At 55.3% G+C, this 20418-nt stretch carries 13 protein-coding genes; 6 read left to right on the top strand and 7 right to left on the bottom strand.

Annotated elements, in window-relative coordinates; all coding sequences use genetic code 11:
• The first annotated feature begins 270 nt into the window (after positions 1-270).
• From tsaA to J0A66_RS06450, 5 genes are all read left to right on the top strand, one after another.
• Positions 271-984, top strand: coding sequence for a tRNA (N6-threonylcarbamoyladenosine(37)-N6)-methyltransferase TrmO (gene tsaA / locus J0A66_RS06470; RefSeq protein WP_241264059.1), 714 nt, complete (start codon positions 271-273; stop codon positions 982-984).
• An 81-nt stretch (positions 985-1065) separates the two neighbouring features.
• Complete coding sequence (locus J0A66_RS06465) at positions 1066-2775, top strand: proline--tRNA ligase (RefSeq protein ID WP_206572984.1); 1710 nt, start codon at positions 1066-1068, stop codon at positions 2773-2775.
• A gap of 236 nt (positions 2776-3011) precedes the next feature.
• Positions 3012-3878, top strand: a complete 867-nt coding sequence (locus J0A66_RS06460) for an MBL fold metallo-hydrolase (RefSeq protein ID WP_206572983.1) — start codon at positions 3012-3014, stop codon at positions 3876-3878.
• The gene (locus J0A66_RS06455) at positions 3862-4989 is read left to right on the top strand and encodes a patatin-like phospholipase family protein (protein ID WP_206572982.1); all 1128 of its coding nucleotides are present in this window, start codon (positions 3862-3864) and stop codon (positions 4987-4989) included. The genes J0A66_RS06460 and J0A66_RS06455 overlap by 17 nt, the downstream gene beginning before the upstream one ends.
• Positions 4990-5100: 111 nt before the next feature.
• Positions 5101-7509: a two-component system response regulator gene (locus J0A66_RS06450; RefSeq protein WP_206572981.1), complete on the top strand. Its 2409-nt coding sequence runs from the start codon at positions 5101-5103 to the stop codon at positions 7507-7509.
• Here the strand turns inward: J0A66_RS06450 and J0A66_RS06445 are convergent.
• Positions 7506-9725: a PAS domain S-box protein gene (locus J0A66_RS06445; RefSeq protein WP_206572980.1), complete on the bottom strand. Its 2220-nt coding sequence runs from the start codon at positions 9723-9725 to the stop codon at positions 7506-7508. The two genes, J0A66_RS06450 and J0A66_RS06445, sit on opposite strands and share 4 nt — an antisense overlap.
• Before the next feature lie 50 nt (positions 9726-9775).
• On the bottom strand, positions 9776-11740 hold the full coding sequence (locus tag J0A66_RS06440) for a monovalent cation:proton antiporter family protein (protein ID WP_206572979.1): 1965 nt from the start codon (positions 11738-11740) through the stop codon (positions 9776-9778).
• 128 nt (positions 11741-11868) lie between these two features.
• On the opposite strand from J0A66_RS06440, the gene J0A66_RS06435 reads away from it, so the two are divergent.
• Complete coding sequence (locus J0A66_RS06435) at positions 11869-12756, top strand: GGDEF domain-containing protein (RefSeq protein WP_206572978.1); 888 nt, start codon at positions 11869-11871, stop codon at positions 12754-12756.
• 31 nt (positions 12757-12787) lie between these two features.
• On the opposite strand, the gene tilS is transcribed toward J0A66_RS06435, so the two are convergent.
• The 5 genes from tilS to lpxB all read right to left on the bottom strand — a co-directional run bounded on the left by tilS (position 12788) and on the right by lpxB (position 20418).
• The gene (gene tilS, locus J0A66_RS06430; protein ID WP_206572977.1) at positions 12788-14134 is read right to left on the bottom strand and encodes a tRNA lysidine(34) synthetase TilS; all 1347 of its coding nucleotides are present in this window, start codon (positions 14132-14134) and stop codon (positions 12788-12790) included.
• Between the two features lie 49 nt (positions 14135-14183).
• A complete protein-coding gene (accA, locus tag J0A66_RS06425) occupies positions 14184-15140 on the bottom strand; it encodes an acetyl-CoA carboxylase carboxyl transferase subunit alpha (protein WP_206572976.1) in 957 nt (318 codons plus the stop codon).
• 82 nt (positions 15141-15222) lie between these two features.
• Positions 15223-18690 (bottom strand): DNA polymerase III subunit alpha, encoded by a 3468-nt coding sequence (gene dnaE / locus J0A66_RS06420; RefSeq protein ID WP_206572975.1) that lies wholly within the window; start codon positions 18688-18690, stop codon positions 15223-15225.
• A complete protein-coding gene (gene rnhB, locus J0A66_RS06415) occupies positions 18683-19276 on the bottom strand; it encodes a ribonuclease HII (RefSeq protein ID WP_206572974.1) in 594 nt (197 codons plus the stop codon). The genes dnaE and rnhB overlap by 8 nt, the downstream gene beginning before the upstream one ends.
• Positions 19273-20418 carry a lipid-A-disaccharide synthase gene (lpxB, locus tag J0A66_RS06410; protein WP_206572973.1) on the bottom strand — a complete coding sequence of 382 codons (1146 nt, stop codon included), beginning with the start codon at positions 20416-20418 and terminating at the stop codon, positions 19273-19275. The genes rnhB and lpxB overlap by 4 nt, the downstream gene beginning before the upstream one ends.

Below are 20418 nucleotides of genomic sequence, written 5' to 3'. Positions count from 1 at the left end.
AGAAGTCGGCTCCGATATGGGATCGGTTTGGTTAATTTCAACATCAAACTATAACCCGGCGGCAAGCCGGATAAAACGTCCGCAGTTAGGAGACCCGGCATGGTATGTCCGGCAGATAAAAAAAGCCCGCCAGTCGGCGGGCAACATTGTCCGGGAATGAGCATTTGATTACTTGCCTCAAATGTCCCGACCAGTTTATCCACAAAAGACTTTGTAATCATCTGACAATGAATTGAAAATGTTGCAAATTATGTCGCACAGAAGACCATGATGCAGCTCAGTCCAATAGGGTTCATCCGGACCCCCTATCAGGAAAAGTTCGCCATTCCTAGGCAGCCTGGGCTGGTGCCCAGTGCAATAGGCGAGATTCATTTCCAGGCACCCTTTGACGATGTTAACTGTTTAAGAGGCATAGAACAGTTTTCCCACCTGTGGCTTATTTTCCAGTTCCACCAGACCCTGGAGCGGGGCTGGACCCCGCTGGTGCGGCCACCCAGACTTGGCGGAAACCGCAAACTGGGCGTGTTCGCTACCCGCAGCACCCACCGCCCCAACGGCATGGGCTTGTCGGTCGTCGAAGTTGCCGGGCTGACCACGCGTCAGGGCAAGCCATTATTAAAGGTACGCGGCATGGATCTGCTCGACGGCACGCCGATTCTGGACATTAAGCCTTACCTTCCTTACGCCGACGCCTTGCCAGAGGCTGAGGCCGGATTCGCTGACGCCCCCCCGGCCATCATGGAGGTAGTGTTTACCGAACAGGCGAGGAGGCATTTACAAGAGATCCGGTGCCAATCTACTGAGCTGGAACAGCTAATCAGCGAGGTGCTGACTCAGGATCCCCGCCCGGCTTACAAACAACAAAATAAGCAAGAAGAGTTCGGTATGCGTATAAGCGGCTTCAACATCCGCTGGCAGGCAGAAGCGGGGGTCAATCGGGTCCTGTCTATAGAGCCCGCTGCAACGCCTGCAGAAAAAGGTTAAAAAATCCCGCCCCTTTGGCTTCAGCCACTGCAGTCGGACTGATAGAATGACGCGATTTTTTTCCTCCTGGTAACCAAAACTATGCGAAGCAGTCAGTATTTATTAGCGACCCAGAAAGAGACCCCAGCCGATGCAGAGGTCATCAGTCATCAATTGATGCTGCGTGCCGGCCTTATCAGAAAGCTGGCTTCAGGTCTGTATACCTGGCTGCCGACCGGACTGAGGGTACTGAACAAGGTAGCCGGCATTGTACGGGACGAAATGACCCGGACCGGTGCCATTGAAGTACTGATGCCGGTGGTTCAGCCAGCCGATCTCTGGCAGGAGTCAGGCCGTTGGGAGGAATACGGCCCGGAGCTGCTGCGCATCAAAGATCGCCAGCAGCGGGATTTTGTTTTGGGCCCCACCCACGAAGAAGTCATCACCGACTTGGTAAAGCGTGAAGTCAGCAGCTATAAGCAACTGCCGCTCAACCTCTTCCAGATACAGACCAAATTCCGTGATGAGATCCGCCCACGCTTTGGTGTGATGCGCGGACGCGAGTTCACCATGAAGGATGCCTACTCCTTCCACCTGAGCCATGACTGCCTGGAGAAAACCTATCAGGACATGTATCAGGCCTACTGTAATATCTTCGAGCGCATGGGTCTGGAGTTCCGTCCTGTGATTGCCGACACCGGCTCTATCGGCGGCAGCATGTCCCACGAATTCCATGTACTGGCCCAATCCGGTGAAGATGCGATCGCCTTCAGTACCGAGTCGGAATTTGCCGCCAATGTGGAAATGGCCGAAGCCCTCGCCCCCTCCACAGAAAGGACCGGGCCCACCGCTCAGATGCAGTTGGTGGATACGCCTCATGCCAAAACCATTGCCGAACTGGTGGAGCAGTTCAACCTGCCCGTCGAAAAGACCGTCAAGACATTGATCGTCAAAGCCTCTGATGATATTGAGGCGGGGCTCGTGGCCCTGCTGGTGCGTGGTGACCATGAGCTCAATGGGGTAAAAGCGGAGAAGCTGTCTCAGGTGGCAACCCCCCTGACCTTTGCCAGCGAAGCGGAAATCCGCTCGGCGCTGGGGGCTGGTCCGGGCTCACTGGGGCCGGTTGGTTTGCCCATCCCGCTGATTGTTGACCGGGCGGTGGCAGCGATGAGTGATTTTGGCGCCGGCGCCAACCAGGATGACAAACATTATTTCAATATCAACTGGGAAAGGGATGTGGCGCTGCCCCAGGTGGCCGATATCCGCAATGTACAAGCCGGCGATCCCTCACCAGATGGCAGGGGCGTACTGGAGATAAAACGCGGCATTGAAGTGGGACATATTTTCCAACTGGGTGATAAGTACTCCAAAGCCATGAACTGCGGCGTACTGACCGAGTCAGGCAAGCACCAGGTGCTGACCATGGGCTGCTACGGCATCGGGGTGTCCCGTATTGTGGCGGCAGCCATTGAACAGAACCATGACAAATTTGGCATCATCTGGCCCGACGCCATTGCCCCTTTCAGGCTGGCGCTCATCCCCATGAACATGCACAAATCCCATCGTATACAGGAAGCGGCCGAGAAGCTTTACCAACAGTTGACCCAAGCCGGTATTGACGTGCTGTTCGATGATCGCAAGGAACGCCCCGGTGTCATGTTCGCCGATATGGAGTTGCTCGGCATTCCGCATCACATAGTCATCGGCGAACGCAATCTGGATGACAATAGGGTGGAATACAAAAGCCGGCGCAGCGGGGAAAAACACTTGCTTGAACTGGAACAGGTCCTGGCCTTTATACAGGCCCTGTAAGAAAAGCGCCGACAGGCGCTTTTTTATTTCATTAAACCTCATACCCACGTGTTAAAAATCATATTCCCGGCCTCTACTGGATACTTGGTTTATGGCCGGGCTTTAATTAGAGTAAGCTAATCGAGATGTGTGCTTCGCCTGCCTGGGTAGTTACCGGCCGCAGAAGACGATTTGCCAGGGACGGTTGCCAGGCTGCAATCCCGCAGAACTGCATAGGAAGCGCTTGAAGGAATACTATGAAACTGACGTTTTACGGAGTCAGAGGTTCGATCCCCACGCCGGGCCCGGAGTTTATCCGCTACGGCGGCAACACCGCGTGCGTGCATGTGGAGCTGGACGACGGCACAGATATTATCCTGGATGCAGGAACGGGTATCAAAGCACTGGGCAGGAAGCTTGCAGATAAAACAAATGACCTGCACCTGCTACTGACCCACAACCACTGGGATCACATACAGGGCTTTCCGTTTTTTGCTCCTATCTATCAACCGGGGCGCAATATCTACGTTACACCCGGACAAACCCACCCCCGGGAGGATAATGCTATTTTGCAGCAGATGATGGGTAGTTACTTTCCCGTCCAGTATCATACCCTGCCCTCCAATATCGAGATCAGGCCGGTTCCACCGGGTACCGACCAGTGGAAGCTCGGCAATGCCAATATCAGTCGCAACAGCATGAATCATCCGGGCAGCGGCAGCTCATACCTGATTGAAGCCGACGGGGCCAAAGTGGCCTATATTACCGACAACGAACTCTATCCCCCCTATAAAAAAGCCACAGGTTTTCTCGACTGGGCAAAGTTTGCCGAGGGTGCTGACCTCATCATCCATGATGCACAGTACATGATTTCCGACATGCCCAGAAAAGCCGGTTGGGGACATTCTGTCGCCGAAGAGGCCGTCAAGCTGGCTATGGCCTGCCGGGCCAGGCGCCTGGCCCTTTACAGCCATGACGACAGCCGTACCGACGATGAAATCGAAAGCATCGAACGTCATTGTCAGGAAGTGATCGAGGTGGGAGAAATGGATCTGGATCTGTTTGCCGCCGCAGAAGGCATCTGTATCGATTTCAACCAGGAATCCCATGCTGGAGCGGCATAGGTTTTCGTTACTATTGTCGGGAGGAGGTGCGCGGGCAGCCTATCAGGTAGGGGTCCTCCGGGCCATCACCAGGCTGTTGCCACGCAATCACAGTCTGCCGTTTCCCATCCTGTGCGGCACCTCAGCCGGCGCCATCAATGCCACGGCCCTGGCCTGTTTTGCTTCCTGTTACCACCTGGGCGTGAGGAAACTGGAATGGGTCTGGAAAAACTTCCGCACCCAGCAGGTTTACGAAAGTGAATTTTATCCACTGTTCAGTTACCTGCTCAGAAATCAACTACAGAATCTTATGTCTGAGCAAATCGCCCGACGCCCGGCCAGCCTGCTTGACAACCAGCCGCTGCGGGGTTTGCTGCGCCAGGCGTTGAATTTCAACAGAATCGATCGCAACATCATCACTGGCCATCTGAAAGCCATCAGTGTGACAGCCTCCAGCTACAGCACCAACAACTCAATCAGCTTCTTCCAGGGCGATGATCAATTGGCGGATTGGGAACGGGCAAAACGCCGCGGCGTCAGGAGCAGCCTGAATGTGGAGCATCTGATGGCCTCGGCCGCCATTCCACTGGTGTTTCCCACCGTCAAACTGGCCGATGAATACTTTGGCGACGGCTCCATCCACCAGCTTTCCCCCCTGAGTACGCCGATTCATCTGGGGGCAGAAAAGATCCTGATCATCGGGGTGGAGCAACCAAGGCCGGACAGGAAGCACCTGTTGTCCCATTATCCCAATAATGCGGTGGTTGCCGGCCATTTGCTGGACACCATTTTCGCCGACACCCTGCATTCTGATCTCGAAAGGCTGCACCGTATCAACCATACCCTGTCCCTGCTGTCCGATAAGCAACGACAGGCCACGCACCTCAAACCGGTGGAGTGTCTGGCCCTCAATCCGGCTTTCAATGTCAACGAAATCGCCGCACGCCACTATCACCACCTGCCGTGGGGTATTCGCAGTCTGATGAAACTCCTTGGTGTGAGGCCCGATTCAGAGTCCAGCCTGCTCAGCTATCTGTTGTTTGATGGCCGTTTCTGTCAGCATTTGATGGACCTTGGCTATCAGGATGGGCTCAATCGTCTGGACGAAATTCGCGCCTTTCTTGAGATCTGATAAGTCTATAATTGATTATCTCCGGTGGGAGTTTTAATGACGTCGTGACACTAAGGGTGAGAAGGGGGCAGTGCAGGCTGTCCTTCACAGCCGTAACCACAAGGAATGTCTATGGACAGAAGTACCTTATTGATCGTCGAAGACGAGCAGTTGATTGCGCTGAACCTGTCGCTGGATCTGCAGGACAGTGGCTATGAGATATGTGCCATGGCGAGTTCCGAACAGGAAGCCTTTGAGCTGGCTCAAGCCCATCGTCCGGATCTGGTATTGATGGATATCAATCTGGGCGCCGGAGGCGATGGTATCAATGCCGCCCGACGAATAGGCCAGGACTTGCACATACCTGTCATCTACCTGACAGCCTATACCAGTGACGACCTGATCCGGCGTACCGGTCTGACAGCGCCCTACGGCTATATTGTCAAGCCCTACAACAGCCGCGAACTCAAAGCCAGTATCGAAACCGCCCTGGCCCGTCACCGATACGAAAAGATCACGGAACGCTCGGAGAAGAGACTGCAGGCGGCCGTCCGGGCTGCTCAGCTTAGCCTACTGGAATACGATGCCGAACATAACACCGTACAACTCGAGGGGGTGTTCGGCGACAGGCTGCAGATAGGTAAAACCGGTGTCGAGCTTGAAGCCAACGCCTTTTTCTCCCGCCTGGCTGATGAAGAGGCGCCCGAACTGCAGCAACTGCTCAGAGACGGGCGCTCCATCAGTCGCACTTTCAGACTCAGGGCCACACAGGATATCCAAACCCCACGATGGATTGAGCTCTATCTCAGCGACATGACCCTGGAAGAGGGCAGGATCCGCATCGGCGCCATCAAGGATGTGTCAGAACGGGAAAGCTTCGTTAACGAACTGCGCACTGCCTCCAAAATTCTCGCCAACATTGACGAGTCGGTCATCGTCCTGTACTCGGATATGACGATTCGCTCGGTCAATCAGGCGTTTTTCCGCCAAACCCATTTCAGGGCAGACGAGATAGTCGGAGAACCTGTATTTCGGGTACTCAGCGGCAACCGCCAGCAGGATCTGCATAGTCCCGATGACAAACAGGCCCTCAACCAGCGCCGTGAAGTATTGGTACACCGGCAGGACGGCAGCCACTTTCACGCCCTGCAGAATATAAGCCGCATTCCCGCCACCGCTCATCATCCGGAACTTTTTATCATGATCCTGACCGACATTTCCGGGTTGAAAACAGCCCAGCGCGAGCTGAATCGCATGGCTTATCGCGATGGCCTCACCGGATTGGGTAACCGGAACATGATGAATCAGGTGCTGGCTGAGCTGGACTGCAACAGCCAAACCGGTGCGGCCTTGTATTTCATAGACATCGATTCATTCAAACTAATCAATGACTCCATGGGCCATGATCCCGGCGACCAGTTACTGGTGACCTTTGCCCAGCGGCTGATACAAATCATACGCAGTGAAGACGTGCTGATCAGGCTCGGAGGTGACGAATTTGTCATCATAGTGCAGGGTATTGAAAACCGGCAGGGCTTTGAACACCTTGCCCAGAAAGTTATAGGTATCTGCCGGCAGCCTTTTCAGGTTGCCGGGCGTGAGATGATGGTCACCTGCAGTATTGGCGTCGCCATCGCCGATGAAACGGTCGAGGACGCAGCCGCTTTGCTCAAGCACGCCGATGCGGCCATGTACGCTTCCAAACGCAAGGGCAAGTTTACTTATACGTTTTATTCAGAGGAAATGGTTGAAGGGGCAAGATATAGGCTGTTTATCGAACAGGGCCTGCACAAGGCTCTGTCTGACAAAGCCATCCAGGCTTACTGGCAACCCATAGTGGACGCCCACAGCCACAGGGTTGTGGGTATTGAAGCCCTGTGTCGCTGGATAGACAAAGACGCAGGCATGATCCCCCCCGACTCCTTCATTCCCGTGGCCGAGGAAACCGGGCTGATCCAGGCGCTTGGCCTGCATATGTTGCGGGAGGCCTGCATGCTGCTCAAGCTGCTGGAACGGGAGGGCCTGGAAGAAATAGAAGTGGCGGTCAATGTATCGGGCCAGCAACTCAAGGACTCACAGTTTCTCGAAGCGCTCCAGGAAATACTCGAAGATACACAGATACAGCCGCAGAGACTGGAGCTGGAAGTCACCGAAAGCACTCTGCAATCGGAACAGGCCTCGTTGCTGATATGGCAACTGCGCCAGGCAGGCGTCAGCATCGCCATAGACGACTTTGGCACCGGTTACTCGTCCCTGTCCAAACTAACCCAGATGTCCATCTCCAAACTGAAAATCGATCGCAGCTTTGTCAGCGGGCTGGGTGAGGATTCCCGCCAGCAGATTGTGGTTGAAGCCATTATCAACCTGGGTCGCAGCCTGGGACTGCGGATGACGGCTGAAGGCATTGAAACCATTGAGCAGCGGGACTACCTGCGCGATAAAGGGGTGCATAATATGCAAGGCTACTATTTTGCCAGGCCCATGCCCTTAACGGAGCTGCTGGCCTATCTGCTGGAGCAGCGCCCGCAAAGCTCCGGCTAGGGCCGCTCGATCAGATCAATACGGGTTCCCTGTTCAACGCTGAGTTTAATATCGAATCCTGCCTGTTTGGCAAAGGTTTTCATCAGTGTGAAACCGAGATGTCGTGACAGGCTGGCCTGCTCAAACAGACGGATATCAAAGCCGGGACCGTTGTCCCGGATACTGATGCAGATTTTCTGCTCCTGCCGGCTCAGATTGACCTCCAGCCTGCCCTGCCCTTCCTGAAACGCGTATTTGAAAGCATTAGTCACCGCTTCGCAAATCAACAAACCCAGTGGGACCATACGATTGATGGAAACCTGTATAGCCTGCGGTGGCGTGATCAATTGGCAATTCATGGCATCGCCCTGTCCTTGGTACAGGGTGTCGCCAATGAGGCTCACCAGCTTACCCACATAGGTTTCCAGATTGACCGAGGCGAGATCGTCAGTCTGGTACAGTAGTTCATGGATCAGGGCCATGGCCCTGACCCGGTTTTTCAGATCATTCATCAACGCCACATCTTCTGCTTTTACCTGTCGGCTTTGAATGTCCATCAGGCTGCTGACGATCTGAAGGTTATTCTTGACCCTGTGATGAACTTCATTAAGCAAGGAGACCTTTTCCTGCAATGTATTCTCCAGACGCTGTTCAGCCAGTTTCAATTCGGTGACATCGCTGGATGAGATGATGATGCGATCAATCTGACCCGAATCATCCTGCAGTGGGTGAATATCCAATTGCACCCAACTGTGTGACGGATCCTCATGGATTAGACTGTGAGTCCGACCGGTATCAGTGCTGGCCAGTTGGTCAATATGGGAACTCAACTTGCTGAGAGCACCATCGTAGCCTCGCTCCAACAGGGTGCTGAGCTTCAGGCCCTCGATTTCAGAGCGCTGACAGCCCAGCAATTGGCTGAACCTCTCGTTGGCGGCCGAAACCACCAGTTCCCGGTCTTTTTTGTCAAACACCAGGATACCTCCGGAACTGCCGGTAAACACAGACTCAAGAAACTCTGACTTGTCCAGCAGCGCGGCTTCCATCTCCTTTTCTTCCTGAACATCGGAGATAACGCCGGACATCAGTACCACTTCACCCTGCTCGTCCCTGACGCTGCCCCCCCGGGTATTAAACCAGTGATAGGTTCCGTCGGCGGCCAGCCCCAGATAATTGATGTCATACTTGCTGTTACCTCTGAGGTGATCCTGCAGATGTTGTTCGACCCGCTGCCGATGTTCCGGATGGATGTGTGCCAGCCAGGTATCAAGCCGTTTAGGTATGTCGCCGGGCCAACCCAGGAGTTCATGAAACCTTGGCGAGAACCAGTTGGAGTCCTGCCTGACATTCCACTCCCAGGGGGCGTCCCTGGCACCCGACAAAACCCGCTCGAACCGCGCATTGGCCTCCAGCAGTCGGGACTCGTAGTTCAGCCGTTCACTGATATCCACCACAGTGGCAAACACCTTTATCTTGCCATTCAACTCGCCCCGGTGCAGGGTCACCTCCACGGGTATCTTCCCCCCATCCCTGGCCTGCCCGTAGACCAGACGCGATGTCATCAAACCTGCGCTACGCTGTCCCTGCGTGATCTCCGCGACCTGCTGTCTGTGCCCGTCCCTTAGCTCCGGTGGCAGCAACATATTGACATGCTGGCCCAGCAGTTCCTTTTCCTGGTACCCGAACAGCTCGCACAAAGCGCTGTTGGTCAGCACAATCTCGCCCCTGGCATCGGTGACCAGCTTACCGAAGGGTGACCCCTCCACAGCCATACGCACCGTCTGCATTTTTTCCTTTTCGTTTTCCAGGGCCAGCTTTTCCAGTTCGGCCCGGTAAGCCCGTTCCTTTTCCCTGGCGTAATCGGCCGGGCCGGGCAAGGCCAAAGCTTTAGGGAGCAGACTAATGAGTGCGTAGGCCGTGCTCACCGAAACGATGGCGGTGACCAGTTTGGCCAGTCCATGATAACCGTAGGCTCCCTGCCAGACCGTATAGATACCGAATAGATGGGTCACGCCACAAAGAAAGATAAAGGCGGAGAACAGATGGAAAATCCAGCCGAACTTCAAATCTTCACGCTTTTTCACAAACAGATAGAGAACAAAGGGAATGGTAAAATAGGCACTGGCGATCAGTGCATCGGAGATAACGTTCAGCCAGAGGATTTCCGGCTTCCAAAGATAGCAGTGCCCATGAGGCATGTAGTCAACACTGAAAAAATCCCCGATTCGGCTTGTCATTCTCAGGCTCCCTGTCAGATGGTTTGAAACTGGACTCAGTTGCTCTAAAATCACCTTCCCTCCAGCAAGTAACGCTCTGCCCGCTCCACCCTTCTGGGCTTACCGGAAATGACCAGGACGTCATTTGCCTTAAGCTGCAGGTCATTGTCTGGATTAGCCACTTCTTTATTGTCACGCCTCAGTCCCTTGAGAGTCACGTTGACCCTGTCGAAATTGAGTTGGCTGAGAGGCTTTCCGACGGCCCAGGCGTCGCTATTGAGTATTACCGCATGAAGGAACTCCAGCTTGCTCTGTTTCTCATAATTGACCTGCGTGGTTTCGCCGGGGAAAAAACCGTGCATGTGGCCATAGTGACCTTTACGTTCGGCCCTGACCCGCTTGAGGATCCTTGACATGGGCACTCCGGACAGATGCAGCACCTGGGAAACCAGCATCAGGCTGCCCTCCAGGATCTCCGGCACCACCTGGGACGCTCCGGCCATGTACAACTCATCCATGCGATAGTCCTTGCGGGTTCTGACCACGATGGGCAGGTCGGGATTGAGTGACATGACAGCGCCTATCACACTGATGGCCTTAATATGCTCATCAAAGGTAATGATGGCCATCTTCGCCCTGTCTACTCCCACTGCCCGCAGAATGTCCTTACTGGCCACATCACCAAAGAGTACAGGTTCGCCGGCATTGCGGCTTTCCTGGACCCGGATGGGATCGGCATCGACAGCCACATAGGGAATGGCTTCTACCCTGAGCATCCGACTGACCGACTGGCCAACCCGTCCATAGCCGAAAATCAGCACATGATCTTTTTGTACTTTGAGATCAGCGGGAATGTCCTCATCCTCTGTGGGCGGGGGCTGGGTCAGATTCTGCGCCAGTCGTTTGCTGTGGGTGATCAGGTAGGGGGTCACTGCCATACTGAGTATTCCCACAGACAGTAATACCGATGCCAAGCCGGGATCCAGAATCTGCTCAGAAATGGCCAGCGAAGCCAGAACGAAGCTGAACTCGCCCATCTGGCAAATCTTAATCCCCGCCGCCCAGGCGTCCTGTGCCGGCTCCCTGAGCAACCAGGCTGCCAGCCGAACCAGCAACACTTTGCAGACCATTAAACCGGTGACGCCCAGCAGCACCCAGTACCAATCCTGCAACAGAGGGGCAAATTCCAGCTTCATGCCGATGGTAATAAAGAACAAGCCCATCAGAATATCCCGGAACGGCCTGATATCGGCTTCCAACTGGTAACGGTACTGACTTTCACTGAGCATCATCCCCGCCAGGAACGCCCCCAGCGCCATGGACAGACCAAAGCTGTAGGTCAGACCCGCCGCCATCAGAGTCACCAGGATAGCCGTGAGAACAAAGAGTTCGTCGGTTCGTGTTCTGGCCACCTCACTGAAGATCCGGGGCAACAACCACTTCCCCACGGACAGCAGGATAACCACCACCAATGCCCCTTTGAAAACGGCCGTCACTATAGCCAGGGCCAGTCCCTGACTGACATCCTCTGCCAGCAGCGGAATAACAATCAGAAAGGGGACCACCGCCAAATCCTGGAACAGCAGAATACTCACAGCCATCTGCGCACGGCCCGTGTTCAGGCTCCCCATCTCAGACAGTTGTTTGATGACAATGGCGGTCGAGGATAATGCTGCCATGGCGCCAATGACGAAGGCTTCCCGGACAGAGGTCCCCGCGAGCAGGCACAGGCCCATGAAAAGGCCTAGGGTCAGCAGCACCTGGCCAAACCCGACACCGAACACCAGGTGGCGCATGGCCAGCATCTTGGGCAACGAAAATTCCAGACCCAGAGTGAACAGCAGGAAGACGATGCCCAGCTCGGCGATAAAGTGGATGTTCTGTGGATGGGAATACAGACTCAGCAGCTCGGGACCGGCCACCACGCCGGCGGCCAAATAGGCCAGAATCGGCGGTAGATTGACTCGACGGAACAGCCAGACCATCAGGATAGCGACTGCCATCAGCAATAAAATATCGGAAAAGTTGCTTTCCATTCAATACCCTGTCAATCAGATACCGGCTCAAATAACGATGCAGGCACACATTTTGCTAGTTCCATCTCAGTAAACTCAATTTAGCACAGGTTGCCGAAAAACCGTCAGGTTAACGCCAGGAGCAGAAATTGGAACAACTTACCTCAATTCACGATAGCACATCTGTTGACGGCGTCTTCCATTTCACTGCGACTGATCAGTTGCTGCGGGAGGGTGAAATGTTGGAACTGATGAAAAAGCTGCTGACGACTCTGGACACTCAGGAGCTGCTCAGACAATACCTTAACGAAGTAAGGGAGCGGATACCGCTTGCCGGTGTAGAAGTGCACTGGCAGCAGGGCAACGTTCTTGTCGGCACGCAGGCGGCGCACAGCCGGAAGTTCCACTGCCAATGGGACTCGAACCTGGAAGCCGTGGTCGCCTATCAGTTTGACAGCCTGCCTGCGCCGTCGGAGTTGAAGCTTGTCCAGGAGCTGCAGGACTTGTTCAGCCTGGGTTTGCGCAACTGCCTGACCCATGGTCAGTTAAAGCGTCTGGCCAACAAGGATCACCTGACCGGCCTCGGCAACCGCGCCAGTTTTGACGAGGCTCTGCTGCGCCAGATCAGCCACGCCAAACGACGAGCAGAAAAACGTTTCGGCCTGCTGGTCATCGACATGGACAGATTCAAAGCCATCAATGACAGGTTCGGCCACCAGGAAGGTGACAGAGTACTCGTTGCCGCTGCTGAGTCTATCGCCGGCTGCTTGCGTGACACGGATTTTGCCTTCCGCTTTGGCGGGGACGAATTTTGTTGCCTGATCGAAGATGCCGATCAGCAGATTCTGCTGACTATCGCCCAGCGAATTCATAGGGCCCTTGCCACCCAGCCGCTGTTGGCCAAGCACCAGGTCAGTTGCAGTATAGGCACCAGCCAGTACCAGGACGGTGACGAACATTTCAATTTGTTCGAACGCGCCGACGGCAACCTGTACCGGGTCAAACAGGCAGGTTACCGGCAGATGCGCACTGCCTGATACCCATTTGCTGATTTGAATGGGCCCAAGGTTATGACGGCAAGGTTTTGCCGCTACCGGCAAGACGAATCCGAAGCCACCCCGGCTTATTCCCCTCCGTATCGGCCAGTTCAGGCCCCTCCAGGCCAAGCACCGCCACCAGCCTGTGATTCAGGTAGATCAGTGGCAGTTGCGAACGTTGCCACGGCGGCACCCGCCAAAGTTTGAGCCATTGTTTAAGGGGTTTGCTGTGACGAGACCCTGCGGGTGTGAAGCGATCATTAAGCCTGGCGAAGCACACCGCGACGCTGTCCTCCTGAGCAATATTCAGCAGGATCTCATTGGATTCCCCCCCTTTGTAGCCCGGTGTAAACTCCAGCCGGCGGCCATCCGGGAGGACGAACACTTTTTCCCCCCGCCAGATCAGCTCCTCGGGCATGGTATTGACGATGGATCCGGTTAAATACAGGCGTTGCTGAAAACGCCGCACCTGCCAGTTAGCCACCTTTACACTGGGGGCAGCATCTTCCCTGGCCTGCATCGCCTGCCTGATTATCTGCTCCAGCTGTTTTTCCGTGGGTACAGGTAATCCTGCGTCCAACAGCCACAGACGTACTATTTGTCTTTGCCAGGAGAGAGAAAATCCTACCAACCCTTTTAAGCAGAGGCTGCCATCCTTTTGCCTGAGCCTGGCCAGATGTCCACTCGTACACTCATCCAGCAAAGTCTGTTGTTCGGCACAGAGCCTGGCGCTGCGGGCCACCGTCGAACCTATATGCGGCCAGCGGGCCTCGAGCAGGGGGACGATCTCATGGCGCAGAAAGTTGCGCTCAAACCCGGTGTGCAGGTTGGACTCATCCTCCACCCATTGCAGAGCGAATTCCTGGGCATACTGTCTGAGCGACGAAGGAGGCTGCTGCAGTAATGGCCGCAGGTACAGCCGATCGCCAGAACGCTGGCTATCGGCCATGGCCGACAGGCCTCTTGGCCCGGCACCGCGCTTGAGCTGCAACAGAAAGCTCTCCAGTTGATCCCGCTGGTGCTGGCCCAGCAGCACGGCGGTATCGGTCCCAACCGCCTCGTCGATAGCCTGATAACGGGCCTCCCTGGCCTGAGCTTCCAGACTTTGCCGGCCCTTCATCAGCACTTTTACCCGCCGGCTTGTCAGGGCTATTCCCAGCGCCTGACAGACCCTTTCGCAATGACTCTGCCATTGATCGGCATTAGGACTCAGGCCGTGGTGCACATGCACGGCGCCAATCTGCATGAAAGGATGTTGCTCACGCAGACGCCAGAGCAGGTGCAGCAAGACATGGGAGTCCATTCCGCCGCTGTAGGCAACGGACAGGGGTTGGTGAATATAGGGCGCCATAAAGGCGCGAAAGTCATTGAACAGCAAGGCTGGAATTAAAAAAGGCCGCGAATGCGGCCTAGTTTATCGGCATTGATCAGCAATAGCCAAATGACATGAGTCGCTCGTAGCGTTCGTCCAGCAGGTTGGCCTGAGACAGCTTCTGTAACTGGGACAACTGCTGTTTGATGCAGGCTTTCAGATTCGCGGCCACCCCGTCATAGTTACGATGCCCGCCACCCAGTGGTTCTTCGACTATCTGGTTGATCAGGCCAAGCTTTTTGATTTGCTGAGCACTGACCCCCATGGCTTCCGCTGCCAGGGGCGCTTTTTCTGCGCTTTTCCACAGGATTGAGGCACAGCCCTCGGGAGAGATCACCGAATAGGTGCTGTATTGCAGCATATTGACCCGATCCCCCACACCGATGGCCAATGCGCCGCCCGAGCCACCTTCGCCGATGACCGTACAGATGACCGGCACTTTCAGCCCCGCCATCACCTTGAGGTTACGGGCGATGGCCTCGCTCTGGCCCCGTTCCTCTGCGCCAACGCCCGGATAGGCGCCCGGTGTATCGATAAAGGTAATAATGGGTAAACGGAAACGCTCAGCCATTTCCATCAAACGCAACGCCTTACGGTATCCTTCGGGTTTGGGCATGCCGAAATTCCGTTTAATCTTCTCGGCGGTGTCCCGGCCTTTCTGATGGCCGATCACCATCACCGCCTGTCCATCGAGTTTGGCCAGACCGCCTACAATGGCCTTGTCATCGGCGAACGCCCGATCACCAGCCAGTTCATCGAAGTCGGTGAAAATTCTCGGCAGATAATCCAGGGTGTAGGGCCTTAGCGGATGACGAGCCAGCTGTGACACCTGCCAGGCTCCCAAATCGGCAAAGATTTTTCTGGTCAGTTCGGCACTTTTTTCCTTGAGCTTGGTGATTTCCTCTTCCAGGCCCACGTCGAACTCACCGCCCTGATTGACCAGGCGCAATTCCTCGATTTTGGCTTCCAATTCTGCAATTGGCTGCTCAAAACTCAGATAGTTTAAACTCATCCCACTACCTTAATATTGTTTGTGATCCGTCTTCTTTATTTCCGAAGACGGCTATTGCCATGTGATGATCGCTTGTAAGCCGTCAATGGAACATCAGGGCTACCTGTTTGTCACCCACAAGCAGTTGCAATTCGTGTATCAGTTCGTCGGCCGGTGTCACATACCAGTCGGCCCCTACAGACAGCATAGCCGATGCATGGGGATGCAAGTATGACAACTGGACCGGACAGGTGCCACCACGATATTTATCCAGAACAGCCTTCAGCCCCGCCACCTGTTGGGGGCTACACCAATCCTGGGACAGAGTCAGCAGCAGGGCCCTGGCGTTCTTTTCCCTGGCCTGGACAATATCCATGACGTCGCGGCCGGTCATTGTATTGCCAGCGGAATACTCATCAAAGCTGACCTGTCCAGATACTACCAAAATTCTGTCTTTTTGCAGCACAGCTTCGAATTGTTCCAGCATATCGGGGAAAAAACGTACATCCAAACGGGCGCTCTTGTCATCCAGGGTGACAATGGCCCAGCGCTTCCCCCGTTTGTTGACCATCACCCGCATATCCATCACCAGTCCCACCGCGGTGGCGCTGCCTTCCCGGGAAGTGGGTTTGATATCCACCAGCCTGGCCTTGGTGTAATGACGGATCTCCTGCTGATACTGATTGATAGGATGCCCTGTCAGATACAGTCCCAGCGTTTCCCGCTCTCCTTCCAGCCAGACTTTTTCCGGCCATCTGGGCACATCGGCAAAGGCCTGCCGGACTTCTTCTGGCTCGGTGGTTAACAGCCCGAACATATCCGCCTGGCCGAAGGATTCAGCCTTGGCATGCTGGTCAGCGGCGGCAATGGCTTCGGGCAAACTGGCCATCAAAGAAGCGCGGTGGGGGCCCAGGTTGTCCATGGCTCCCGCCAATACCAGCTTCTCCAGCACCCGTTTGTTGATTCTTTTCAGGTCCACCCTGGCGCAGAAATCGAACAGATCCCGGTAGGGTCCCTCCTCTGCCCTGGCCTCAATAATGGCTTCGATGGGGCCTTCTCCCACCCCTTTTACTGCGCCGATGCCATACACAATCTGGCCTTGCGGATCAACGGTGAACTTATACTGGCCGGTATTCACGTCCGGAGGCAAAACCGTCAGGCCCATGCGCTGGCATTCGTCCACCAGCGTCACTATCTTGTCCGTGTTATCCATATCCGCCGACATGACTGCCGCCATGAACTCGGCCGGGTAATGGGTCTTCAGCCACAAAGTCTGATAAGACACCAGGGCATAGGCAGCAGAGTGAGACTTATTGAAGCCATAACCGGCGAATTTTTCTACCAGATCGAAGATCTTCGTCGCCAGTTCGGCGTCAATATTATTGTTTTTAGCCCCTTCGGCGAAGGTGGAGCGCTGCTTGGCCATCTCCTCGGGCTTTTTCTTGCCCATGGCCCGGCGCAGCAGGTCAGCGCCTCCCAGGCTGTAGCCGGCCATGACCTGGGCTATCTGCATCACCTGTTCCTGATAAAGGATGATGCCATAGGTCGGTTCGAGGATTTCCTCCAGACACTCGTGCTGATACTGGGCGTCGGGGTAGGATATTGCCTCCCGGCCATGTTTGCGGTCGATAAAGTTGTCTACCATCCCCGATTGCAACGGGCCCGGACGGAACAGGGCGACCAGGGCGATAATGTCTTCAAAACTGTCGGGGCGCAGACGTTTGATCAGATCTTTCATGCCCCGGGATTCAAGCTGGAATACCGCCGTGGTTTCTGCGTTCTGTAACAGCCTGAAGCTGGGGTTGTCGTCCAGCGGGATGGCGCTGATATCGATGTCCTGTCCCTTGCCGCTCTTGATCATATCCAGGGCCCACTGAATGATGGTCAGGGTGCGCAGGCCGAGAAAGTCGAATTTAACCAGTCCGGCCGTTTCCACATCGTTCTTGTCAAACTGGGTAACCGGGTTGTTACCCGCTTCGTCACAATACAGGGCGGCAAAATCAGTAATTCTGGTCGGCGCGATCACCACACCACCGGCGTGTTTGCCGGCATTACGGGTGACCCCTTCCAGGGTTCGCGCCATATCGATGAGGTCCCGGACCTCTTCATCCTGTTCATACAATTCGGGTAACCTGGGTTCAACCTCAAAGGCCTTGGCCAGGGTCATGCCCGGATCGCCCGGGATCAGCTTGGAAATTCGGTCAACAAATCCATAGGGATGGCCCAACACCCTACCCACGTCCCGCACCACCGCCTTGGCGGCCATGGTGCCGAAGGTGATGATCTGCGAGACCGCTTCGCGGCCATACAGGTCGGCTACATGGTCGATCACTTCATCCCGGCGATCCATGCAAAAATCCACATCAAAATCCGGCATGGATACCCTTTCTGGGTTGAGGAAGCGTTCAAACAGCAGATCGAATTCGAGGGGATCAAGATCGGTGATCTTCAGCGCATAGGCTACCAGTGAACCCGCACCCGAGCCCCGGCCGGGGCCAACGGGTATGCCGTTATCCTTACTCCACTGAATAAACTCCATCACGATCAGGAAGTAACCCGGGAAGCCCATCTGGTTGATGACCTGCAACTCAATGGCCAGGCGCTCATCATATTCGGCACGACGCTCCGCCCGTACGGCAGGATCCGGGAACAGAAATTCCAGGCGCTCTTCGAGTCCTTCCTCGGACTTCTTGACCAGGAAATCTTCTGTGCTCAGATCGCCGGTGGGGAATTGGGGCAGGAAATATTCACCCAGGCGGATGGTCACATTGCAGCGTCTGGCAATCTCAACGGTATTCTGCAAGGCTTCTGGAATATCGGCAAACAGCTGGGTCATTTCCTCTGCGCTACGCAGATACTGCTGCTCGCTGTACCGCTTTGGACGGCGGTTGTCCTCCAGGGTATATCCGTCATGAATGCAAACCCGCACTTCATGGGCGTCAAAATTTTCCGCCTCGATAAAGCACACCTCGTTGGTGGCCACCACGGGTAGATTTTGCTGTCCAGCCAGCTCCACTGCCTGATGCAGATAATCTTCCTCTCCCGGGCGGCCGGTACGAATCAGCTCCAGGTAGAAGTGCTGATCGAAATGTTGCTGGTAAAAAGCCAGCATGGTCTGAGCCATTTCCCGGTTGCCCTTGGCAAGGGCCAGGCCCAGATCCCCTTCCCGGCCACCGGAAAGAATAATCACGCCTTCACGGTGTTCAGCCAGCCAGTCCTTATCTATGACCGGCCTGTCCTGCAGGTAACCACGCTGGTACGCCCTGGAAATCAGCAGGGTGATATTCTTGTAGCCTTCGTTGTTTTTTGCCAGCAGCGTCAGCCGAAAGAGCTGCTCTTCCAACTCTTCACCACGCACCCAGAAGTCGGCGCCTATGATAGGTTTGATACCCTGGGCGTGGGCCTCACCGTAAAAACGTACCAGACCACAGAAGTTCATCTGATCGGTAATGGCCACGGCCGGCATGTTCAAAGCCTTGACCTTGGCCAGAATGGGCTTGACCTTGTTCAGGCCATCCCGCATGGAAAAATCGCTGTGGACGCGAAGATGCACAAAGCTGGGTTCAGCCATTTAACACTCCATGGCGTTGCTTCAGGGCCATCTGGACAGGTTTAAAACTCAATCTGTGGTGCGCCGTCGGCCCCAACAAACTCAATTGTTGCAGATGCACCGCAGTCGGATAGCCTTTATGCTTGGCAAAACCGTACTCGGGAAACTGGCTGTCCAGCACCTGCATTTCCCTGTCGCGGGTGACTTTGGCGACAATGGAGGCAGCCGAGATGCAGGCATGCAGACTATCGCCCTTGATCACCGCCTCACTGGAATAACCCCAGCCAGGACAGCGATTACCATCCACCAGCACGTGCTCAGGCTGCACAGACAGCCCTTGCACAGCACGGGTCATGGCAAGCAGGGTGGCGTGCAGGATGTTCAACTTGTCGATTTCTGCCGGGTTCGCCCGTCCCACCTGCCAGCACAAGGCTTTGCTGAGAATTTCATCATACAGCAGCAGGCGTCTTTTCTCCGACAAGGTCTTGGAGTCCGCCAGGCCTGCAATGGGCCGGGCCGGGTCCAGAATCACGGCTGCTGTCACTACATCCCCCACCAGGGGTCCTCGACCGACTTCATCCACGCCGGCTATCAATCTGTTCTTCATGCTTGTTCTATCAACTTCCCGACTGCCAGCGCGGCCTGATGATCGGCATCTTTTTTCAGGCTCTGGTGCAATTGTTCGAACCGGGCTACAAGTTGGGGGGCGCCGTCGACCAGCATGGCCTCAAGCAGTTCGGCCATTTTATGCGGCTGTACCTGATGTTGAAGTAACTCCGGTACCAGTTCCTCCCCTGCCAGCAGGTTGGGCAGGGAAAAATACTTGGGTTTGTACATCCTTCTGCCCATCTGGTACGTCAGCCAGTTAAACCGGTAAGCCACCAGCATGGGTCTTTTGCATAACATGGCCTCCAGGGTGGCCGTGCCGGACGCCAGCAGTATGGCGTCTGCGGCCACCATCGCCTCACGGGACCGGCCATCTATCAGCTTGAGTTCAAGTTCAAAGGCATGCCCTGCCAGATAGGCTTCTATTTGTTCACGACGCCTGGCATTGGCAGCCGGGAGCAGAACCTTAAGACCTGGCAGGCGCTTCTGCAACAGGCTGGCGGCGGTCAGAAAGGGCTCCAGCAACAGCTTGATTTCGCTGCCACGACTGCCCGGCAGCAGGGCCAGTACCCTGTCATGCTCTTCCAGCCCCAGGGCCAGCCTGGCGGCCAGTTGATCCGGATGCAGTGGAACCTGATCGGCCAGCGTATGACCGACAAAGGTGCAGGGAACCTGATGCCTGTCATAGAAGGCTTTCTCAAACGGCAGCAGGCTCAATACCAGATTGGTGGCTTCGGCTATCTTGAAAATGCGTTTTTCACGCCAGGCCCAGACACTTGGGCTCACATACTGGACGGTTTTGATGCCGGCTTTTTTCAGGCGTCGCTCCAACCCGAGGTTGAAGTCAGGGGCATCGATACCGATAAACACATCAGGAGGATTAGCGCTAAAATGCTTCGCCAAAGCCTTGCGAATTGACAGCAGCCGTCGAATCCGGGATAGCACTTCCACCAGCCCCATCACCGACAGCTCTTCCATATCAAACAGGGATTGGCAGCCTTGTGCCTGCATCAGCGGACCGCCAATACCCTCAAACCGGGCATCGGGAAATCGTTCCTTGAGAGCACGGATAAGGCCAGCCCCCAGGATGTCGCCGGAAGCTTCTCCGGCTACCAGCCCAATTCGGATCGGCCTGTCTGCCAT

The organism is Bowmanella dokdonensis, from assembly GCF_017254865.1.
Lineage (GTDB): Bacteria > Pseudomonadota > Gammaproteobacteria > Enterobacterales > Alteromonadaceae > Bowmanella > Bowmanella dokdonensis.
The sequence above is the reverse complement of the archived record's forward strand: the minus strand, read 5'-3'. Positions and strand labels throughout refer to the sequence as shown.

Bases quoted from the DNA above. Each gene is read 5' to 3' on its own strand.
- tsaA (WP_241264059.1), top strand. From the start codon at position 271: ATGCAGCTCAGTCCAATAGGGTTCATCCGGACCCCCTATCAGGAAAAG.
- J0A66_RS06465 (WP_206572984.1), top strand. From the start codon at position 1,066: ATGCGAAGCAGTCAGTATTTATTAGCGACCCAGAAAGAGACCCCAGCC.
- J0A66_RS06460 (WP_206572983.1), top strand. From the start codon at position 3,012: ATGAAACTGACGTTTTACGGAGTCAGAGGTTCGATCCCCACGCCGGGC.
- J0A66_RS06455 (WP_206572982.1), top strand. From the start codon at position 3,862: ATGCTGGAGCGGCATAGGTTTTCGTTACTATTGTCGGGAGGAGGTGCG.
- J0A66_RS06450 (WP_206572981.1), top strand. From the start codon at position 5,101: ATGGACAGAAGTACCTTATTGATCGTCGAAGACGAGCAGTTGATTGCG.
- J0A66_RS06445 (WP_206572980.1), bottom strand. From the start codon at position 9,725: ATGACAAGCCGAATCGGGGATTTTTTCAGTGTTGACTACATGCCTCAT.
- J0A66_RS06440 (WP_206572979.1), bottom strand. From the start codon at position 11,740: ATGGAAAGCAACTTTTCCGATATTTTATTGCTGATGGCAGTCGCTATC.
- accA (WP_206572976.1), bottom strand. From the start codon at position 15,140: ATGAGTTTAAACTATCTGAGTTTTGAGCAGCCAATTGCAGAATTGGAA.
- dnaE (WP_206572975.1), bottom strand. From the start codon at position 18,690: ATGGCTGAACCCAGCTTTGTGCATCTTCGCGTCCACAGCGATTTTTCC.
- rnhB (WP_206572974.1), bottom strand. From the start codon at position 19,276: ATGAAGAACAGATTGATAGCCGGCGTGGATGAAGTCGGTCGAGGACCC.
- lpxB (WP_206572973.1), bottom strand. From the start codon at position 20,418: ATGGCAGACAGGCCGATCCGAATTGGGCTGGTAGCCGGAGAAGCTTCC.